Genomic DNA, 23,000 nt, shown 5'->3' on the forward strand with positions numbered 1-23,000 from the left:
TTTACTTAAAATTATAAATCGTTTTTTCAATAACAGGTTTAATAAGCATCAATGTTTTTTCGTTGATGCTTATTTTTTTTAACTCTTGTAACTGAGATACTTTGTGAATATCAGAAGCCAAGAAATCGAATTGATTACTCTTTAATAACCATAATGCTGCTTGTTTTACCTCTTTACCATAGTATTCAGTTAGTGATAATATATTCATTTGAAACAGTAGACCCATCTCTTTAAATCGAGAATAGCTACTTAGATTTTTATGCAAATATGCATATCGCTCAGGATGAGCAAAAATTGGAAATAAGCCAGAGCTCTTTATTTTTTGAACAGCACTATCAAAATTTATCGAAGCCTGTAAATAAGACATTTCAATTAGCAGGTAGTTTTTGGACAACGGCATCACATTATTCTCGCTTAAAATTGATTCAAAACCCGAATCTATCATGTGTTCTGCAGCAGCGTCAATGTTAATATGCTCAAGATTATTCATCTTCAAAGCATTCCTTAATAACGATAACGAACTTTGAATAGTTGTAGGAGTATTGGGATAATAATTCTCCATTATATGAGGGGTGCAAATGAAATCTTTTACCCCAAATTCGTTAAAACCTTTAATTAGTTCAATAGATTCTTCAACTGTTTTTGCACCATCATCAATACCCGGTAATATGTGGTTGTGAATATCTATAAACCCTTCAAGATGATCAATTAAAAAATGTTTTTTAGAAAAAAAGTTGAACATAAATTTGAATTAGATTTTAATTATTTACCGATACAGGAATTATCTTATCAATAAATATAGTGCCTCAGGTGAATTGAGGTACAATAAGTCTTGAAAAGTGTACGGAAATTAGCATAATAGCATTTTGATAAGGTAAAATTAAGTAATCACCCTTAATTTACCTAAGTATGCAATCTACGTTCTATTTTAATTCTATGTGTGCTTATTTTATTGTTTATAGTACTCAATCGATTTTCTAACGCTACCATGTTCCAATAATAGGGATTTAGCAAGATTCTCATCTATTTCTAATTCTTCCATTATCATTTTTGTGCCACGGTCAAACAGTTTTTTATTGGATAGTTGCATGTCTACCATTTTGTTTCCTTTAACTCTACCGAGATTGATCATGATAGATGTGGAAATCATGTTTAGTACTAACTTTTGGGCCGTACCCGCTTTCATTCTTGTACTTCCTGTTACAAATTCTGGACCTACAATTAATTCCATAGGGCATTTTGCTATTTTGGAAACTAATGAATTTGTGTTGCATGATATGCTTCCTGTAAGTACGCCATTGGCATTAGCAGCTTTTAACCCTCCAATCACATAGGGTGTTGAGCCCGATGCCGCTATACCTAGTAATACATCGTTTTCATTAATCTTATAAACTTCAAGGTCTTTCCAAGCCATAGTTTCATCATCCTCGGCATTTTCAACAGCTTTTCTTAATGCCCTGTCTCCGCCGGCGATTAAACCAATAATCCAATCATCTGAAACCCCAAATGTTGGTGGACATTCAGAAGCATCTAAAACTCCAAGTCTACCGCTTGTACCGGCACCAATGTAAAATAATCTACCTCCTTTTTTCATTCTAACTAATGTTTGCTCAACAAAGTTTTGAATGGAGGGGATGGCTCTTTCTATAGCTAACGGAACGGACTTGTCTTCTTGATTCATGCTAACAAGTAACTCGTTAACGGTCATTTTTTCTAAGTCGTCATAATTTGATGATTGTTCTGTTGTTGGTTTAAGTGTATTCATATTTTTATTTTTTTATAAGCAATAAGCCTATTACGGTTAAGCTTGCATTGACTGCTATGTTTATAAATCCGAAATCGAAGTTGAATGTATTTATAGAAAATTGACCCAATAGGTAAGTGATTATCGGTGCGGATAAGCAAACAATAGGAACCCATTTGTCTTTTAATTTTATTTTGGAAAACATGCCTAGAAGGTATAGTCCTAGTAATGGTCCGTAGGTATAACCGGCAACTTTAAAAATTAGTGAGATTACATCTCCTTTACTATTTGAAAAAGATAGTATGATGACAAATATGATACAGGAGAATAGTACAATGACTAAATTCTTTAATTGCTTTTTTCTTTTGCTCGATTTGTTTGAAATATCTAAAAAATCGTAAGTGAATGATGTGGTTAAAGCGGTAAGCGCAGAATCAACACTAGAAAACGAAGCTGCTATAATCCCTAGAATAAAGAATATACCCGCTAAAGTACCAAGATGATTTAGAGCAAGGTTAGGAAAAAGGTTGTCGGTATTTAAAAACAATCCATTTTCGCCCTTGGGTAATAGTATGCCCATTTCGCTTGCATAGATATACATTAACACACCAAGCCCCATAAATAGAAACTGTGTCATTGCTAAAATGATACTGTAGGTCAAGGTGTTTTTTTGAGCATCCCAAACATTTTTACAGGTTAGGGTTTTTTGCATCATATTTTGATCAAGACCGATCATGGCAATTGCTACCAAGACACCGGCAATAAACTGTTTGTAGAAATTATTTCCTGATTCAGGTTCCCAATTGAATATTTTAAAATATTCGTGTGTGGTTATACGTTCAAAAGATTCGCTGATACTCAAATCTAATGTATTTATTATCGTATATATTGTAATTGAAGCTCCCAATATTAAAAATATGGTTTGCATAGTATCTGTCCATACAATGGTTTTAATACCGGATTTGTTAGTGTATAGCCATACCAGTATTAGGATAATGATAATGGTTACATAAAATGGGACATTGAAATAGTCAAAAACTGCATATTGTAGAATTTTGGCGGCTAACATTAATCGTAATGCCGCACCAAAAGATTGAGATACCAGAAAGAATAGTGATCCCGTTTTATACGTGTTATTTCCAAATCTCACTTTGAGAAAGGTATAGATGGAAACAAGTTTAAGTTTGTAGTATAAAGGAGTTAATACAAAGGCGATAAAAAAATAACCTACGATATTACCAAGTATAAATTGATAGAAGTAAAAGTTGTTGTTGGCTACCATACCGGGCAGAGAAACAAAGGTGACTCCAGATAAGCCTGCGCCTACCATGCCGAATGCGACCAAATACCAAGGAGATTTTTTGTCGCCTGTAAAGAATGTATCATCGCTATTTTTCTTTGATGTGAAGTATGATATGATCATAAGTAGACCAAAGTAAAAAGCAATTATAAAAATGATCGTTGTTGGTTTCAATAGGTATTATCATTTAAAAATTGGGACAGTATAGAAACTGTCCCAATTTAGATAGTGGTTGTTGAATTTAACTTCCTAAGAAGAAGGGTTTGCGGGGGTGTTGGTATTGTTGTCTCTTTCAGAGTTAGGGTAAGGGTAATAGTCCCTGTTTCTTTCGGCATCTGTTTCGGTTGCGCCTGGTCTATCAAACCTTCTACTATCCTCTAAAGAAAGTCCGGTTAAGTATAGCTCAACTCTTCTGTTTCTATAAATTTCATCTAGAATAGCAGATTGTTCCATCGTACCATCATATTCAGGTAAATTTGCTCCTAAACCGTAAATGTCTGTTGTAGATGTTTTGGTTAAAACCGTATTCAGTTCGGCTACCGCATTGGCAAGGTCATTATTTCTTGCATATGCCTCCGCCTTAATTAGTGAAATTTCACCGGGTAAATAAACTGGGATTTCATCTGTATTATCGCTCCAGAAACCTACTACTTGGTAGTTTGGTATTTCAGCTTCTAAATCTTCTGCGGTAATATAGAACGGAATTCTTTCATCATCTTCATCAGGTAACAACTCCGTAGGCAGACCAAAAGTTAAATCTTTTGCTTGGGTAACATTTTGTGAGCCAAACCAAAAAGCCAATGGATTCGGTATTGATGCATCATACTCCCATGTAGATTTTACTGATAGGTCAACATTATTGGCAGCGGTAATTGCTGCGTCATAATTACCAGCCATTAAATTAAATCTTGCGAGTAAAGCGTTTACTGAATTTTCTATATCTACGGAAGTAAAAATGTCAGCAGTTATAGAAGCATCTAAACCAGCGTCAATATAATTTTTGGCTTCGTTTAAATCTGATATTACATTTTCTAAAACAGCTGAACGTTCTATAAATTCAGCATTCTCAACAATTTCCAATGGTATGCTTTCAAAATATTGAATAAGCGTACCATGGGCAAGAGCTCTGTAGAAAAGACCATAAGCTTTTAAAGAACCCGAAACGGAAGTACTTTCGCTAACATCATCAGCTGCATCGATCACTGTAGTTGCTTCCTTTCGGGTCAATAATGCATTTGTCCACATATTAATTAAAAGTTCATTACTGCCGCTAACATCATCACCGCCTAAAAGAATTTCATTCTCTCCTAGGTTACCAGGGTTCAGTAATCTTAATTCATCGGTATTTAACCCAGAAATATGTGTGCTTGTATAAATTAGTCCGGTTCTTTCGGTACTCCATCTTTGTTGCACACCATTAATTAGGCGCACCAAATTGTCAGTATTATTTACTACATCTGGTTCTAATGTAGAGTTTGGGTCCAAATATTCAGTATCACAAGACGTGGTAGCAATGAGCAATGTGATAGCTATAGTTTTTAGTATATTTTTCATATTTGTCTTTTTAGAAGTTAGCGCTTAATGATAATGAGATTGTCATTGGGATCGGTACATTACCAAAGTTTACTGAACGCAATAAGTTTGATTGTCCTCCGGCATTGGTCTCAGGGTCATAGCTGAAGAATTTGTCAAAAGAAATAAGGTTTCTTCCGATCAAGGAAAGTCTTACATTTTCTAAACTAGAATTGAATAGAGAAGGGAATTCATACCCTAAAGAAACCTCTCTTAGTTTAACAAAAGAACCATCTTCTATTCTAAATTCTTCTATAGGGTATATACCGGCAATATATCCTCTAGGTAGCTCTCCTGTCAACTCTTGTGCTGCCAACTGACCAACACCTACACCTTGTCTGGTTCTTTTGTCGGCATCAAACACATCAAAGCCTTGAACTGCTTCCCAAAGCATGCTGAAATTGAAATTCTTATATGCAAGATCGGTTCCAATTCCAAGTATATAATCTGGGTTAGGGTCACCAATAACTTTTCTTAAAACATCTCCAGTCGGTTGTCCGTCTGCATCACGCTGTGGTGTATTGGTTGTAAGGTCACCTCTTTCTTGTTGAGGAACCCCAACCGGACTACCATCTGTAGATTCACCTGATAATATTAATTCTCCGTTGTCATCTGTAGCATAGTAAGTTCCGTAGAATACGCCTAATGCTTCGCCTTCTCTTACAATTGGTGGGGCACCGGTAACACTTTCAATAGTAATATCACCACCTACAGTGCTTAGTACCTTGTTTCTATTACTACTATAGTTGAAATTAAGATCCCATGTTAGATCGTCAGTTTTAATAGGTGTTATTTTTGCATAAAGCTCAATACCGTTATTACGCATTGTACCAACATTTTCTGTTCTTGTTGAACCACCTAATGAAGGTGCCAATACACGACTTACAATTAAGTCTTCAATGTTTTGACGGTAATAGGTGAATAATAATGAAGCTCTGTTATTAAAGAAACTTAAGTCTGTACCTATTTCAAATTCTTTTGTACGCTCAGGCTTTAATCCTTCGTTACCCAATCTGGTATTTTGTTGTAATGTTGAGGAGCCTAGGTAATCATTTGAGGTATAGCTACCATATCTTTCGTAAGGACTTATTGCAGTTAAGTTACCGGCTTCACCGTATGATGCTCTTAACCTTGCGGAATTCAAAAAACTTTCTGTATTCCAAAATGGTTCATTTGAAAGAACGTAGGATCCAGAAACTTTTGGATAGAAATTAGATCTTTCGTCAACATCGAAATTTGTTGCACCATCAATTCTACCGGCTAATGTTAAAAAGAGCTTGTTGTCCCATGATAATGTTTCCTGTAAAAAGAATCCGTAAATATCCAAATTGGTGTCAATTGGTTGGGTTTGTAGCGGAATAGTTGGTTCGTTATTACTGTCTAAACCTCTTCCTTGAGTTCCTTCAAAAGATAACTCACTACTTTGAAAACTATATCCTGCAGTTGTAACCGAGTTTAATTTGTCTGTAATATTGGTGTTGTATGCCATATTAATATCATAGTTCCAATTGAATACCTTCGCCTCGGCACTACCAATGTAACCATCATCATAGTATGCAGGATTTACATTTTCATAAGGATATACCGGTATGTAGATATTTCCTTTTTGATTGTATGTGTCAACACCTATAATTTGATCAATGCTTAATTCTTCGGTAGGTTTAATTTTCAAGTGCAAGTTTGGAATGAAGTGATTTACATCTTGAGTAATGTCGAAGGTTTCAATAATGGTCAATGGATTTACTCTGGTGTTTTCAACAGCCATTAAATTGCCGTTGGCGTCCCTTTGAGTTATATCGAAAGTGTTATTGGTTATATTTATAGAGTTGATAGGACTCCAAAAAACATTTCCATCTGGTTTTTCATCAGATTTGCTATTAGCGTAATATAAACCTAAGTCGTAAGACATCCAATCGGTCACTCTGTGATTAAAGTTCACTCTTGCCGAGAATCTATCGAATTTTGTATTCTTTATGATTCCCTCATTGGTCAAGTAACCAATAGAAGCCATATAGCTCATTTTATCATTGCCTCCTTTGGTTGAGAAGTAATTGTCACTTCCAAATCCGGTTTGGAAAATTTCATCTTGATAATCGTATCTAGTAGTTTCAAATTTGTCGGTTGACAAATTTCTATATGTGGTAAGCGCATTATTGTCATTTGGATCAAAACCGAAAATAGGCCATAACCTACCGGAAAGATCACTATTGGGTACTGTTTCAAATTCCTCACCAATTAAATTTAAATCTAATTTTTTGCGAATGGTATTTACGCTAAATGTAGATTTGAAATAGAACTCTGGCCCGTCTTCATAATTACCACCTTTTTTTGTGGTGATTACAACAACACCATTTGATGCTCGAGAACCGTAAATTGCTGCAGCTGCTGCACCATTAAGAATATTTACGTTTTCAATGTCATTAGGGTTAATATCTACCATTCTATTTTGACCAGGGGCAGCATCGCCAGCATCAACATTTAAATTGGTGACGTTGGTAGTAAGGTTACTGGTAATTACTCCATCAACTACATATAAAGGTTCAGATGATCCTTTAATTGTACTTGGACCTCTTAAGCGAATGGAAAAACCACCAGCAGGGTCACCTGAATTTTGTGTTATTTGTGCACCAGGAACTTTACCTTGCAATGAAGTTGTAATATTTGCAGGTGAAGCTTTTACCAATTCAACCGATTTTACAGTAGTAATAGCGTTACCAAGTTTTTTTCGAGATTGTGTTACCGATGAACCCACTAGAACTACTTCGTCTAAAGCATTTGAATCTTCCATTAATGTCACATTGACAATTTGATCCATGCCCGTTAAAGCAATTTCTTCTGTTTTATAACCAATGTAACTAATAACTAATGTTTTGTTACTAGCATTTGTTAGCTGCATACTAAAGTTACCATCAAAATCGGTAGAAGCTCCTGTGGAAGTTTCTTTTAATAAGACAGTAGCGCCAGGAAGGGGTAGACCATCTTGGGCAATAATAGTACCAGATACCGTTGAGGATTGTGCATAAGTGCTGAGTGAAAATAGCATCAGCAAGAGCACCGAGAGAACATGATAGGTTTTCTTCATAATATTAGTTTTAAGTAGTTGTGCTAACAAACCTAGCAGAATATTTTATGTTTTGCAATATTTTATTGCAACAAAGCAATAAAATCAAGAAAAATTTATTGTATTCTAAAATCGCACACATCATTTGCTATTTTTTGTTGCAAATGATAGTTGTTTATTATTAATTTGATATCCTTGTAGTAGTTTTTAAAAAATATATTTTGCAAAAAAGTGATAGACATCAAGTTATACTAGAAGAAGTTCAATTACATAACAGAGTGTTGTTAACAGATTTAGCCAATATTCTAAACGTATCCATGGATACCGTAAGAAGGGATATAAAAGAGCTGGATGAATTACAAAAATTGCGTAAAGTTCACGGAGGAGCTATTTCGAATGGCTTCAATACCTATTCGGATAGGTCAAAAGAGATATTTGAACAAGACAGCAAAGTGAAAATTGCAAAAAAGGGTATTGCTCTATTAAAAAACGGCGATGTTGTTCTAATTAGTGGCGGGTCTACCAACTTAGAACTTGCTAAATTAATTCCGAGAAAAATGGACCTTACATTTTTTACTCCTAGTTTACCTATGGCCATTGAACTTTTGAATAATAAAACTCATCATCATGAGGTGTATTTAATAGGAGGGAAGTTATCTAAAGAATCTCAGTTGGTAACAGGTGGAGTATCAATAAATAGCTTGACCGATATTATGGTAGATATTTGCTTTTTAGGAACGGGTTACTTGGATAGTGCAAAGGGCATAACTGAGACCGATTGGGAAATTGCACAGATGAAAAAAGCAATGATCAATTCTTCTAAAAGACTAATAGCTTTAACCATCAGTAAAAAATTGAATACCGTAAATAGATATAAAATTTGTAAGATCAATACCTTGACCGATTTGGTAACCGAACTTGATCCAGATGCAGAAATTCTAAAGCCTTACAAGAATAAAGGGGTTAATTTAGTATAGAGGATAGATTATAGTTCACAAATCTATATTTAAACCAATTTTTTATTGAAAATAATAAGCAAGATAGTTTCATATTTATCGCCTAATTTATTTTTCAATATTCTAAATGCCTTGGTTATTTGAGCTTCAACAGTTTTAATTGAAACGTCTAAATAATCTGCAATTTCACTATTGGTTAGTCCTTCTTTTTTACTGAGTATAAAAACTTTTTGGCATTTTGGAGGCAACTTATTTATTTCTCTGTTAACAATTTCCATCATTTTGCTCATCATATTGTTATCCATTTCAACGGCAACCTCATGTGAGTATTCAATATACTTTTGGTTTAATAAAACAACGCTCTTGTTTTTTTGATACGAATTTAAAAACTCATTATAAATACATTTATAAAGAAAATTACGGATAGAGAATTCTGGATTAAGTTTTTTTCTTGATTTCCAAGTCTTTAGAAATACATTTTGAACAATGTCTTGTGCGGTTGATTGATCATGGGTTAAGGTTACCGCATAAGCATTTAGTTGTTGATGATATTTTTCTAGAAGTAAAATGTAGGCTTTTTCTTCTCCGGAAATAAGTTTTTTAATTAATCTTCTATTTTCTTCAGCATCCATAATAAATGATTATTTAACAAATAAACGGTAAATATTATGAGATTATGAAAAAAATATCAAAAAAAAGTTAGGGTATTGAGAATTTCACTTGTATTAATTAAAAGAGAAGCAATCAATGATATCAAAAGATATTGAAAATCGAATCATTAAATATTTTACTCAGTCAGCTGATGTAGAAGATTTGGATATTCTTAATAATTGGTTATTAGATGATAAGAATCAAAAGATTTTTAAATCATATGTTAAAACCCATTTCTCTATAAACTTGGCTATGAACAATTCTGAATTTGATAAAGTAAAAGAAAAACTCCTAGAGGAAATTAATAAGGACAAAAAACAAAGTTCTAAAATTAGAATGTTATCTGTTTTTAAGTATGCTGCTATTGCGGTTTTGTTTTTGGGAGTTGGATTTTTAATGAAAAATAAATTATTGGTCAATGAAACAGCAAATGTAGTTGTACCAAGAGAAGATTCTATAGTACTAGAGTTGGGCAACGGTGAACAGCAGGTAATAACGGAGACAGGTACTGCTAAAATTGTAGGAACTTCGGGTAAGGTTATCGGCAACAAGAAAGATGATCAATTAATTTATGAGTCGCAGGAAAACCAGATACTAGAATATAATACATTAAGTGTTCCTAATGGTAAACAATTTGGAATTGTATTGTCAGATGGTACTAGGGTGCATTTAAATGCAGGTAGTTCAATAACATATCCGACTGTTTTCGAAAAAGATGCTATTAGACGTGTTGTTCTGAGAGGGGAAGCTTTTTTTGATGTAATACACGAAAACAATAGACAGTTTGTAGTAAATGTTCAAGATTTAGATGTTAAGGTATATGGTACCAAATTCAATGTGACCAATTATGACGAAGATAAGCAGTCGGAGGTTGTTCTTGTTGAAGGTTCTGTTGGTTTGTCTTCTAAAGAAAGTAAGAAAGATTTAAAAGAAGTCTTTTTGGAACCGGGTTATATGGGAGTATTCAATAAAACGGATAAAAATATAATTAATCAAAAAGTTAATACAGCGCTTTATACCTCTTGGATGAAGGGGAATCTTGTTTTTCGAAATGTTTCTTTCGAAAATATAATCCAAAAACTAGAACGACATTATAATGTGGTCATAATTAACAATAATGTAGCACTAGCTAACGAGAAATTTAATGCGACAATTGAAACTAAACACGAGACAATAGAAGAAGTGTTTAGTTATTTCAATAAAGTTTATCAAATTGAATATCAAATAGTAGAGAATAAAATAATAATCAATTAAAACTTAAATACAATGAGCTAAAATCAACTAACATCATTAGATCATTTTAATATTTCGAGAGGACGAAAAAAAAATCGGAAAATGCTGGAACATTTCCCGATTATAAAAATGATCACACTTAAAGCGTAATCACAAATAAACACTCAAAATTATGAAAAAACCACCAATGTCGAAGGGGTTTCTCTCTCGGCGCTTAAATTATGACCTAAAAATGAAGTTATCGCTTCTTTTTTTCTTGACAATAAGTTTTTTAATGCAGGCCAATACCTACTCTCAAAAAACTAAAATTTCTATAGCGAAAGAAAATTCAACTGTTCGTGAGGTATTAGATGAAATCGAAAGCCTTAGTGAGTTTAAATTTTTATTTAAGACAAATACCGTTGATTTAAATAGAAAGGTAACTGTAAAATTTAAACGTGTTCCAATTGATGACATTCTTAAAAGTCTCTTTAACGATCAAAATGTTACTTACGAAATAAAAGATCGTAAAATATTTTTAAAAAAAGATTCAAAGCTAAATAGGGCTAGGGGACAAGACGAAAAAGTCGAAGCCTATCAAAAAACGGTGACAGGTTCCATTTTAGATTCTGATGGTGTTCCTTTACCAGGTGCTAACATTGTTGAAAAAGGCACTAATAATGGAGTAACAGCAGATTTTGATGGTAATTTTTCCATTTTGGTTTCTGATCAAAACGCAACCCTAATATTTTCATATTTAGGCTATGCAACTAGAGAGGTTGCTTTAGAAGGAAAAGGTAATGTTGATATTGTACTTCAAGAAAGTGCAGCGGGCTTAGAAGAGGTTGTTGTAGTTGGTTATGGTACAATGAAAAAGGCAGACCTAACGGGGTCGGTTTCTCAGGTTAAAACTGAAACCCTAGAATCTGTTCCAGTTTTCAATATGGCACAGGCGCTTAAGGTAGGTGCATCTGGTGTAAGGGTTACTCAAAACTCAGGTACTCCTGGTTCTAGAATTGAGGTACGTATTAGAGGAGGGAATTCATTGATAGGTAACAATCAACCGTTATATGTTGTGGATGGATTTCCAGTTACTAGTGGTATAGATTATTTAAATCCTGCTGATATTGAATCCGTAGATATTTTAAAAGATGCATCGGCAACTGCAATTTATGGCTCACGTGGTGCAAACGGCGTGGTAATTATTACTTCTAAAAGAGGGGTAAAGAATCAAGAAAGTAAAATAGAGGTAAATAATTACTTTGGTATGCAACAGGTCATAAATCAATATGATTTACTTAATGCTAAAGAATATGCCATTATAGCCAATGAGTGGTTAAAAAATGAAGGTCTAGAACCGAATTTTAATGTTGATGAAGTTCAAAACCCAGGAACCGATTGGTTAGATGCAATTTTTAGAACTTCACCTGTTCAAAACCATACCATTACTTTTTCAGGTAGTTCAGATAAAGGTAGATATTCTATATCCGGTAATTATTATGATCAGGAAGGAATCATTGAAAACTCTGGCGTTACAAGAGGTTCAGTTAGAGTTAACTTAGATCAAGAATTGAAAAGCTGGTTAAAAATGGGTATTAACCTTCAATTATCAAGAAGTGAGACCCATTCAGTTAATGTTGATAATGGATACCGAGGTACATCAATGCTTTCTGCAGCAGCTTCGGCACCACCTACATTACCTTTATATGATGAGGATGGGCTACCAACCCAAATAGGACAGATTTACAATTTTGGGTCTGCAGATATGCGGAACCCTTTATTATCTACACTTAATAAGAATCTTAGTTTTGCTAATAGTGTATTGGCTAACTCAACTTTCGATTTTCAAATTACGCCCAGCCTTTCTTTTAAGACCTTATTAGGCTTACAATATAGAAATTCACGTAGCGAGTTGTTTACGCCAACTGTGTATGAAAATGATAGAGGTTCTGCTCAAGAAGGAAATAATTACTTTAATTCATTTTTAACGGAAAATGTCTTGACGTATTCAAAGACATTAAATGAAAAACACAGTTTAAACGTAATAGGCGGTGCTACTTACCAAACGCAAATGAACCGTTATTCTGGTATTTACGTAAGCGGTTTTTCCAATAATATTACAGAAAACTATAATCTGGCTGCCGCAGAAACTGTTGGTAATCCTTGGTCCGGTTATTTTGACTGGACGTTAGCTTCGTTTCTATCGAGGGTAAATTATGCCTATGATGGTAAATATATGGTGACCGCTAGTATTAGAGCAGATGGATCTTCGAGGTTTGGCGCAAATAATAAATGGGGATATTTTCCTTCAGCAGCTTTAGCGTGGCGTGTTTCTGACGAATCTTTTCTAGAAAATAGTTCAACTATTTCAAACTTGAAATTAAGAGCTAGTTACGGTATTACAGGTAACACCGCGCTCAGTCCTTATCAATCGCTAGATAGGTTGAATTCAGCAAAGTTCATCTTTGAAAATCAAGCAGACGTTATCGGGTTTTACCCTGCCGGTATTTCTAATAGTGAATTGAAATGGGAAACTACAGGGCAACTAGATGTTGGTTTTGATTTGAATCTATTCAATAATCAATTAAGGTTTGTATTTGATTATTACAAAAAGAATACGAAAGACTTACTTGCATCGGTACCTCTTCCATCAAGTGTTGGGTTTAGTTCAATTCTTAGAAACCTTGGTGAAATACAAAATTCAGGAGTAGAATTTAGTGTTGACGCTGATATTTTAAGAAACGAATTTAAATGGGATGTATCGGCTCAAATTTCCGCTAATAGAAACAAGGTTATCGAGCTTGCTGGTGACAGTGATATTTTTGGTGCGGCACAAGCTGCGGTATGGCCAAGTGCGAATATTGCAAGAGAAGGAGAACCATTGGGTGTTTTTTACGGACTTCTTGAAGATGGTTTGGATGAGAATGGGTTTATAAAATATCAAGATATTAGTGGACCCGATGGTGTTCCTGATGGTTTAATAAATTCATTGGATCGTGTGATTTTGGGTAGTTATCATCCAGATTTTATATATGGATTAACTTCTAATTTTAGTTATAAAGGTATCGAACTAAATGTGATGTTGGAAGGGGTTCAAGGAAATGAACTATTTAATGCCACCAATGGAACACACTTAAATTCTTTTCAACGAGGTAATAATCAATTTAGAGATATTATTGGAAATTATTGGACAGCTGAAAACCCTGATCCTAACGCAAAATATCCAAAAATCAGTAGTGCTACTCAAATTACTGTTTCAGATAGATTTATTGAAGATGCCAGTTATTTGCGTGTAAAATCGATGAGGTTGGCATATAATTTTCCTGTTTCTGACATAGGTCTAAGTGATTTTGATATGCTTCAATTATATATTTCAGGTACAAATCTATTCACTTTTACAAATTACTCAGGTATTGATCCAGAAGCTAATACTAGAGGAACTGATTCAAGTAATATTGGCGATCGATTACGTTTTGGTCACGATCAGAGTAGCTATCCTAGCGCCAAAATTTATGCGATTGGTCTAAAATTTAGATTTTAATTTATAAAGACATAACATTATGAAAAATATAGTTTTAGGATTAATAATAATCATGTGTTTCTCTGCCTGTGAAAAAACACTGGAAGAAGTTCCAAGGGATTTTGTTTCAAAGGCAAACTTCTACAATAACGAAGAAGATGCTCAAGCCGCCATTGTCGGTGTTTACGCTGGATTACAAAGCGATTTTTATGGTATGAACCATTATTTGATGACCGAGCTACATGGCGATTTTATTTTTGGTAGAGGGTCACAAGCACCAATTACTATTTGGGATCAAATATTGGATCAAACAAGTATTGGAAGGTGTGCCTCAAATTGGTCATCACTTTATACTACGATTAATCGTGCCAATGCGGTTTTAGATAATGTATCACAAATAGAAGATATAGATGCGGAAACTAAAGAGATGATACTTGGAGAAGCCTATTTTTTAAGAGCTTTAAGTTATTTTGAACTAGTTCGTGGTTGGGGTGCTGTACCTATAAAGACTAGTGAAAGTGTAGATTTAAGTACCGTAGAAGCCGCACGGGAGCCAGAAAGTATGGTGTATGAATTAATAGTTGCTGATGCCTTGGCTGCAGAAAGTAGACTAGGTGAAACAGGTTCACAAACGGGTAGAGCTTCAAAATGGGCTGCTAAAATGTTATTGGCTCATGTGTATTTGACTTTAGAAAATTGGGATGCAGCAGCAGATAAGGCCAATGATGTAATTGTTAACGGTCCTTTTAGTTTAGTAGAAGTTGAAAGTCCAGATGATTTTTATAAGATTTTTGCTGTAGATTCTAGCTCAGAAGATATAATGTCTGTTCACCACTCTGAAACAAAAACTTCGGGTATTCCAACATATATTCATAGAGGGCAGGCGCTGCCGTATAATTATTCATCTACAGGTTACTTTGCATGGCTTCCTGATACAAATTCATTTATTGGAGATAGTTGGGATGATAATGACTTACGAAAGGATTTTAATTTGTACACAGAGTATCAAAATTTTGATGGGTCATGGGTTTCTTTACCGGAAACATTGCCGGTACTCTTTAAAAAGTTTATTTCCAATTCGTCTGGGCAAAATGTATACAGTGTGCCTATTTATAGGTTTGCCGAGGCATATTTAATTTATGCGGAAGCGGCAAGTAACGCCAATGGTGGCCCAACAGCACTTGCATTAGAGCGACTTAATATTATTAAGAGACGAGCATATGGTTTAGATTTGAACACGGTATCTGCAGAAGATTATCCTTCTGGTATGAGTTCAGGCGATTTTAGAGATGCGGTCTTACAAGAACGTGGTTACGAGTTTTTATTGGAACGTAGACGTTGGTTTGATTTGAAACGAACCGGTACGGTTAAAGAGGCTTTTACAGCTGCTGGCAAAAATATTATTGATGAACGCTTATTGTGGCCAATTCCTGAAAATGAAATCAATAACAATCCGGCAATAAGCCAATCTGACCAAAACCCAGGTTATTAATATTTAAATAGTGTCAAGAATACAGGTCTCAAATTCGGCCTGTATTCTTTATCTCTTTTTGCTAAATATTTTTAAAACTAGAGGGACGCTAAAAACTGTTAATCCACTTTTTTGTCAATAATAAGTTGAGTGATTGATAGTCTGTGCTTAAAAAGTGAACACTGTCAAGAAAAATGGTAGTGCTTTTTTAATAAAACCAAGAATTTTTAAACGAATAAAATTTTAGAAAATAGCATAAAGTATATTACTAATTAATAAAGAATATGACCAAATTAATACAAATTTTCACTCTCATATTAATGTTTCAAGGCTTGAACGCACAAACAAAAAAATATGATATAGTAATTTATGGAGGTACTTCGGCCGGTGTTGCAGCAGCTATTCAATCGAGTAGAATGAATAGATCAGTCGTACTTATTGAACCAACAAGCCGAATTGGAGGTTTAACTACAGGAGGCTTAGGACAGACGGATATTGGTAACAAGCAGGCAATAGGAGGAATTTCTAGAGAATTTTACGAGAACATTAAAAAGTATTATGATGATTCAAGTAATTGGAAATGGGAAGATAAGTCTGATTATAAGGATGGTGGCCAAACACGAACGCAGAAAGGAGAGCCTACCATGTGGACATTTGAACCTTCGGCAGCACTATCGGTTTATAATCAGATGTTAAAAAAAGAGAAGGTAAAACTAGTATACAATGAAAGATTGAATAGGGATTCTGGTGTAGAAATGAAAAATGGTAGAATCGTTTCTATTACAATGGAAAGTGGGAAAAAATTCATTGGTAAAGTGTTTCTTGATGCAACTTATGAAGGTGACTTAATGGCTACAAGTGGTGTTAGTTATACTGTAGGTCGTGAGAGTAATGAAGAATACGGAGAAACTTTAAATGGTGTACAGGCAAATAATTATAATGTTTCCTTAACTAAATTAGTTTCTAAGAATGCAGCTAATCATAATTTTATACAAAGAGTAGATCCTTATGTTGTAAAAGGGGACCCAAAGAGTGGACTTTTGCCGAATATAAATGAAAAACCAGGGGTAGAGGGAGCTGGAGATGATAAAGTACAGGCTTATTGTTTTAGAATGTGCCTAACAGACCATCCTGAGAATAAAATTCCTTTTAAAAAACCGGATGATTATGATGAATTGAATTATGAATTGCTATTTCGTAATTATGAAGCAAGGGAAGGGTCTGTACGTGATATGTACTATAAAGGCGGACCTTTATTGCCATTAATTAATTCCAGTATGCCAAATCGTAAAACCGATTCGAATAACAGATTTGGTTTTTCTACCGATTATATCGGAAGGAACTATAACTATCCAGAGGCTTCATACGCTGAAAGAGAACGAATAGTAGAAGATCACCGCAATTACCAAATGGGTTTAATGTGGACATTGGCCAATCACCCCAGAATTCCTAAAGAGGTTCGTGATGTAGCTTCAAAATGGGGGACAACAAAAGATGAGTTTGAGAGAGAAGATGGATGGCAGCAACAACTATATATTCGTGAGGCCAGACGCATGATCAGTGATTATGTAATGACACAACATAATTGTGAGGGGCTTGTAGTTGCAGAGGATGTTATTGGTATGGCTGCGTATACAATGGATTCTCATAATGTTCAAAGGTATGTTGATGCTAACGGTTATGTTCAAAATGAAGGGAACGTAGAAGCTCACGGTTTTGATCCTTACCCTATAAGTTACAAGTCTTTGACTCCAAAAAAGGAAGAGTGTGAAAATTTAATAGTGCCGGTTTGTCTTAGTTCTACACATATAGCTTTTGGTTCTATAAGAATGGAGCCTGTATTTATGGTTCTGGGTCAGTCTGCCGCTACTGCTGCTTCTTTGGCTATTGATTCAGATAGTTCGGTTCAAGATGTTCCTTATAATACTTTAAAATCTGTTCTTTTAAAAAATGGTCAACGCCTTGAATAATTAATAAAGTTTAATTGAATTGATTATGAAGATTTCGAAAGAATCTGTTAGCATATATATCAATAAATCTGCAAGGAGTAAGCATGGTTTTTATAGTCTGATAGTATTGTGTGTGATGTTTTTTTCATCTTGCCAAACGCAAAAAGAGAAGGCATCAACTTTACCGAATATTATATTAATTTTAGCCGATGATCTCGGTTATGGTGACCTGGGTTCATATAATGACCATTCTCTAGTACCTACGCCTAACTTAGATAAATTAGCATCTGAAGGCATTAGTTTTACCAATGCATACTGTCCCGTCTCTGTTTGCACACCCTCTAGATATGCGTTGATGACCGGTACATACCCCTTTAGAAGTTGGAAGAAATCCGGTGTACTTGCAAATTATGAACCTTCCATGATAAGCGAGGGTCAATTAACACTTCCTAAAATGTTACAAGAAGCAGGTTATACAACAGCAGGTTTTGGAAAATGGCATCTAGGAGCAACTTTTCCAACATTGGACGGACTAAAACCTGCGGGTTATGGACAGTTTAAATCTAAGAACAATGGTGAAAATATCGACTTAAGTAAACCTATTAAAAATGGTCCTGTAGATAAGGGTTTTGAAAATTGGTATGGGTTTAGCTGTGCGAGCGAATGCTGGGTTATGGAAGGTAATGATATAGTTGCGGCCTTACAGCATGAATTTTATAATATAGATGCTGTCAAGGGTAAAGAACATATTCAAATTATTCCATCTAACGAGTATTTAAAACTACTTACTAAAAAAAGTATCGCATTTTTAAGTCAAAGATTCAAATCACCAGATAAAAGTCCATTTTTTCTATACTTTGCTCCTTATGTACCACACATTCCATTGTCGGTAAGTGATGAGTATATAGGAAAAACTAAAGCAGGTACCTATGGTGATTATGTAGCTGAATTAGACAGCAAAATAGGTGAGATATTAGATACTTTAGAAAGCTCTGACCAAAAAGACAATACCATAATAATCTTTGCCAGTGATAACGGGTCTCAGTTTGAAAGAACCGGCTTACATATCGACAATGCCAACCCAAGTAATGATTTGGTAGATGTAAAAGGAAAAAATAATGGTACTGATGAACATCATCCAAATGGTAATCTCAAAGGCTCTAAATGGACAATATGGGAGGGTGGAGTTCGTATGCCTTTTATCGTTAAGTGGGCAGATAAAATTCCTTTAGGAGTTAAATCTGATAAACTATTTGCTTTAAACGATGTAATGGCAACTTTAGGAGCTCTTGTCAATTATGACTTGCCAGAGAATGTTGCGATAGATAGTTATGATCAATCTTTAAACTTTTTGGGAAAGGAAAATAATATTAGAAATACTGTCGTAGTACAATCTTCCAATGGTCAAATGGGATTGCGGAAAGGGGACTGGAAGTATATTCAGCCAAACGAGAATGAGTTACAGGGTCAATTATATAATCTGGCGGAGGATGAATCTGAATCTAATGATTTAATTAACGAGCATTTTGAATTGGGAGAAGAAATGAAAAAAGAATTACTTGAAATAACATCCAATACCTATTCTAAAAATCAAAACAAATGAAATATATAAGCCGTTTCGTACTTCATATGGTAGTGTTGATGATTTCAACTTTGATTTTGTATTCATGTGAGGATAAATCTGCAGATGTAAAAGAAACAATTACAGCAGACATTATTATTTATGGGGGAACTTCAGCGGCAATAACGGCAGCAGTAGAGGCAAAACGCTCTGGGAAATCGGTTATAGTCGTTTCTCCAGACAAGCATTTGGGAGGGTTGACCTCTGGAGGATTAGGATGGACTGATACTGGTGATAAAAGTGTAATTGGAGGACTTGCAAGAGAATTTTATCAAAGAATTTATAAGCATTATAATACTGATGAGGCTTGGAAATGGCAACCTAAAAGTGAATATGGAAATACAGGACAAGGTACACCAGCCATGGATGGAGAAAACAGGACTATGTGGATTTTTGAACCTCATGTAGCAGAAAATGTATTTGAAGACCTAATTAAAGAGAATGAAATTTGGGTTGATAGAGATGAATGGTTAGATCGGGAGAATGGTGTAGTTGTAGAAAACGGAACTATTAAATCAATTTCTACGTTGACAGGTAAAACATACTCGGCTAAAGTTTTTTTAGATGCAACATATGAAGGTGATCTAATGGCAGCTGCAGGTGTAAGTTATCATGTAGGTAGGGAAGGCAAAGATGTTTATGGAGAAGAATGGAATGGAGTGCAGACAGGTGTTTTACATCATAAACATTGGTTTCAATCTAATATATCCCCTTATATAATACCAGGGGATTCAACTAGTGGATTATTACCTAGGGTTTCCAGTAAAGCACCAGGTAAAAAACATGATGGGGACCATAAGATTCAAGCATATTGTTTTCGTACTTGTATGACTAATCATGAAGCCAATAGAGTACCTTTTCCAAAGCCTGAAGGTTATGACTCAATGCAATATGAATTGCTTGTTCGTGTATTTGATTCAGGTTGGAACGAATGGTTCAATAAGTTTGATGCTATTCCCAATCATAAGACAGATACAAATAATCATGGACCGTTTAGTAGCGACAATATCGGAATGAATTATGATTATCCAGAGGCTTCATATGAAAGAAGAAAGGAGATTATAAAAGAACACGAGCAATACCAAAAAGGACTTTTATGGTTTGTAGCAAATGACCCTAGAGTGCCAAAAAATATTCAAATGGAAATGCAAAAATGGGGTTTGGCAAAAGATGAATTTGTGGATAATGATAATTGGCCACATCAAATTTATGTTCGAGAAGCAAGACGGATGGTAGGTGAATTTGTAATGACAGAAAATGAACTATTAAAAAAGAGTAAAACTCCTAACCCAATAGGATTAGGTTCATATACTATGGATTCTCACAATGCACAGCGTTATATAAAACCAGATGGATTTGTACAAAACGAAGGTGATATAGGAGTGGAAACTAATGGTCCATATACTATTTCTTATAGTTCTTTGGTGCCAAAGAAAAATGAATGTAAAAATTTGCTTGTTCCTGTATGTGTATCATCAAGTCATATTGCTTTTGGATCAATTAGAATGGAGCCGGTTTTTATGATCTTGGGGCAATCAGCTGCTGCAGCCGCAGTAATAGCTATTGATGAAAATATAGCAGTTCAAAATGTCGATTATGGGCAATTGAAAGAAGTGTTATTGTCTAAAGGGCAAATAATCGAATGATTTTATTTGGGCTTTTCATCACATGTGAAAATATTATTTGAGTATGTTAGTTTAATTGCAAATAGGGATAACGATATGTAGTTGTCCCTATTTTTTAGTTTAAAATACAAAGAATTATAAATAACGTTTTACACGTATCAATAAAAATAAGTGATGTTTTACTTCCCTATACAATATCTAACTATCCTTTATTCACAGTAGTTTCAAGGAACTGAGGTGTAAATGAGGTACAAAAAAAAGGTTGTTGATAAAAATTAACGCAATTATAACCAAAATTAATGATGGGTTGTAAATTTTAGTAAAGGTAGTTTAATATCATACAATATACCCGCAATTTAAACTCGTAAAATACTTCCATCAAAAGACTACGGCATAAAGCCAACGCTTCTTCCCTTACCCATTTATTCCGTTTCCTTTTGAGCCAAGATTTTATCTTCCGTTTGGTTTCTGCTCAAATATTGTTTAATCAAAAATTTGAGTATTATGACAACAAAAGCGAGTACCACAAAGAAGCGCATTAGAGCGAAATCTGCTGCCAAGAAAGAAGTAAACGGAAAAAAAACATCCGTACTTCAAATTCAGAACTTACCATTGGGCAAAATCAAGCCTGACCTTGAACAGCCGAGAAAGACCTTTAACGAGGATGCGTTAAAGCAGCTTTCTGAGAGTATCGAAAAGCACGGTGTGTTACAACCAATTACGGTTAGACAACTAAATGGCCACTACGTCATCGTGATGGGCGAACGACGGTATCGTGCAAGTAAATTGGCAGGAAAGAAGACTGTACCCTGTATCGTGAGAACTTATGAGAACAATGATGTTCTGGAAGTTCAAATCATCGAAAATCTGCAAAGACAGGATGTCGAGCCTACCGAAGAAGCTGAGGCGATTGCTTACCTAAGTGAGAGATATGCACCTACCGAAATTGCAAAGCGATTGGGTAGAACGGATAACTTCATCAGACAGCGACTTAAACTGGCTGGATTGATTGACGGTTTCAAGCAATTTATACGAAATGGAGAAATGACCATATCATTGGGTGTTGGTGTAGCGCTATTTGAACCAGAAGAGCAACAGATGATGCTGGAAACGATGGGCGAGGATTTTAATGCGCATCAGATAAACAGGATGATTAAAGACCAGACCTATGATTTGGAAAAAGCATCGTTCGATGTTACCGATAAAAAATTGGTGCCGAAAGCTGGGTCTTGTATAGAATGTCCTTTCAATACAGCTAATCAAGGTAATCTATTCGGCGAAGGAAAGATGGTCTGTACAAAAGCAGCCTGTTTTGAAACGAAGAAAAGTAAATCGTTCTTAAATCTGATTGAAAAGTCCAAGAAAGAGAATATCCTTTTAATCCCTGAAATACGACAGTATTGGGCAGATGACGAGAACAATCAGCTCATTATATCACAATTGGAAAAGCAAGGGTTGAAAGTCTATCTACTGGACGATGTTGAAATTATAGAGAATCCGATTGAGCCAACAATTGAAGCTATTCAGAAAGAATATCAACATTACGATTATTCTGAAGATGAATTAATGGCAGAATTGGATGAAGCAATGCAGAATTATAAAGAAGCATTGGAAGAATACAATTCAGCGAAAGAAAACGGATTCGTAAATGGCATTTTATTCCATCCTGAAACTTACAGGAATAAAGAGGTCTTTGTAAAGATTGTTGAAAAGTCAAAGAACGATTCTACGGATTATTCGGCACCATTGGCCAACAGAAAAATGGCAGATTGTACGCCTGAAGAACAAATCATAAAAATCAACGAAAGGGAAATCCGTAAGAAGCAAATAGAGAACAACAAGCAGTTTGAAGAAGTTGTGCAAATGATTCGTGAGACCAAATACATTGATACGAAGAAGACACTTTCAAAAGATGAAATGGTCGCATTCTCAATATCGCTATTTGAGAACAATGTGGACTATATGAGTCAACAAAAGTATTTCTCAAAATTCTTAGGGGAAACTTCAAAGATGACCAAAGTTGAAATGGTAGAGAATTTCAAGAAGAAGTTCAAAAAGGAAATCTTCCATAAGTTGATACGGTATATGCTCACAAAGCAAGTGCATTTTGGCGAAAGCAATCACGTCAATAATCTGACGAACATTTCATTTTACAACGCAATGCAGGGATATTACAAATCCAAGATTGTTAGCATAGAAAAGGAATATGCCGACAAAAGGAACAAGCTTGAAGCACGTTTGAAAGAGCGCCTTACTGTTCTTGAAAAGCAAATTGAGGAACTCAACGATTAGCTTTTGTTGTTTGAAGAAGGGTCGGC

General features: G+C 34.8%; 14 protein-coding genes. 8 read left to right on the forward strand and 6 right to left on the reverse strand.

What is annotated here, in order from left to right:
• Position 1: 1 nt before the first annotated feature.
• The 5 genes from DCS95_RS17700 to DCS95_RS17720 all read right to left on the reverse strand — a co-directional run bounded on the left by DCS95_RS17700 (position 2) and on the right by DCS95_RS17720 (position 7,698).
• Positions 2-742 carry a tyrosine-protein phosphatase gene (locus DCS95_RS17700; protein WP_116772126.1) on the reverse strand — a complete coding sequence of 247 codons (741 nt, stop codon included), beginning with the start codon at positions 740-742 and terminating at the stop codon, positions 2-4.
• Positions 743-949: 207 nt separating this feature from the next.
• Positions 950-1,765, reverse strand: a complete 816-nt coding sequence (gene murQ / locus DCS95_RS17705) for an N-acetylmuramic acid 6-phosphate etherase (protein ID WP_116772127.1) — start codon at positions 1,763-1,765, stop codon at positions 950-952.
• Between the two features lie 4 nt (positions 1,766-1,769).
• Entirely contained in the window at positions 1,770-3,167 is a 1,398-nt protein-coding gene (locus DCS95_RS17710) for a sodium:solute symporter (protein ID WP_164674230.1), read from the reverse strand.
• A gap of 126 nt (positions 3,168-3,293) precedes the next feature.
• Positions 3,294-4,598, reverse strand: coding sequence for a RagB/SusD family nutrient uptake outer membrane protein (locus DCS95_RS17715; RefSeq protein WP_116772129.1), 1,305 nt, complete (start codon positions 4,596-4,598; stop codon positions 3,294-3,296).
• 10 nt (positions 4,599-4,608) lie between these two features.
• Complete coding sequence (locus DCS95_RS17720; protein ID WP_116772130.1) at positions 4,609-7,698, reverse strand: SusC/RagA family TonB-linked outer membrane protein; 3,090 nt, start codon at positions 7,696-7,698, stop codon at positions 4,609-4,611.
• A 200-nt stretch (positions 7,699-7,898) separates the two neighbouring features.
• On the opposite strand from DCS95_RS17720, the gene DCS95_RS17725 reads away from it, so the two are divergent.
• The gene (locus DCS95_RS17725) at positions 7,899-8,654 is read left to right on the forward strand and encodes a DeoR/GlpR family DNA-binding transcription regulator (protein ID WP_116772131.1); all 756 of its coding nucleotides are present in this window, start codon (positions 7,899-7,901) and stop codon (positions 8,652-8,654) included.
• 29 nt (positions 8,655-8,683) lie between these two features.
• On the opposite strand, the gene DCS95_RS17730 is transcribed toward DCS95_RS17725, so the two are convergent.
• Complete coding sequence (locus DCS95_RS17730; RefSeq protein WP_116772132.1) at positions 8,684-9,265, reverse strand: RNA polymerase sigma factor; 582 nt, start codon at positions 9,263-9,265, stop codon at positions 8,684-8,686.
• A 115-nt stretch (positions 9,266-9,380) separates the two neighbouring features.
• Here DCS95_RS17730 and DCS95_RS17735 point away from each other — a divergent pair, with 115 nt between their 5' ends.
• The 7 genes from DCS95_RS17735 (at position 9,381) to DCS95_RS17765 (ending at position 22,974) form a co-directional block, all read left to right on the forward strand.
• Positions 9,381-10,538 (forward strand): FecR family protein, encoded by a 1,158-nt coding sequence (locus DCS95_RS17735; protein ID WP_116772133.1) that lies wholly within the window; start codon positions 9,381-9,383, stop codon positions 10,536-10,538.
• Positions 10,539-10,749: 211 nt separating this feature from the next.
• Positions 10,750-14,037: a TonB-dependent receptor gene (locus DCS95_RS17740; RefSeq protein ID WP_164674231.1), complete on the forward strand. Its 3,288-nt coding sequence runs from the start codon at positions 10,750-10,752 to the stop codon at positions 14,035-14,037.
• A 19-nt stretch (positions 14,038-14,056) separates the two neighbouring features.
• Positions 14,057-15,508 carry a RagB/SusD family nutrient uptake outer membrane protein gene (locus DCS95_RS17745; protein ID WP_116772135.1) on the forward strand — a complete coding sequence of 484 codons (1,452 nt, stop codon included), beginning with the start codon at positions 14,057-14,059 and terminating at the stop codon, positions 15,506-15,508.
• Positions 15,509-15,771: 263 nt separating this feature from the next.
• Entirely contained in the window at positions 15,772-17,457 is a 1,686-nt protein-coding gene (locus DCS95_RS17750) for an FAD-dependent oxidoreductase (protein WP_116772136.1), read from the forward strand.
• 25 nt (positions 17,458-17,482) lie between these two features.
• Positions 17,483-19,039 carry a sulfatase family protein gene (locus DCS95_RS17755; protein WP_116772137.1) on the forward strand — a complete coding sequence of 519 codons (1,557 nt, stop codon included), beginning with the start codon at positions 17,483-17,485 and terminating at the stop codon, positions 19,037-19,039.
• A complete protein-coding gene (locus DCS95_RS17760) occupies positions 19,036-20,703 on the forward strand; it encodes an FAD-dependent oxidoreductase (protein ID WP_208630770.1) in 1,668 nt (555 codons plus the stop codon). Before DCS95_RS17755 ends, DCS95_RS17760 begins: the two co-directional genes overlap by 4 nt.
• A 483-nt stretch (positions 20,704-21,186) precedes the next feature.
• Entirely contained in the window at positions 21,187-22,974 is a 1,788-nt protein-coding gene (locus DCS95_RS17765) for a ParB/RepB/Spo0J family partition protein (RefSeq protein ID WP_116772139.1), read from the forward strand.
• Positions 22,975-23,000 lie beyond the last annotated feature (26 nt).

Source organism: Maribacter litoralis (assembly GCF_003075045.1).
In the GTDB taxonomy this organism is placed as follows: domain Bacteria; phylum Bacteroidota; class Bacteroidia; order Flavobacteriales; family Flavobacteriaceae; genus Maribacter; species Maribacter litoralis.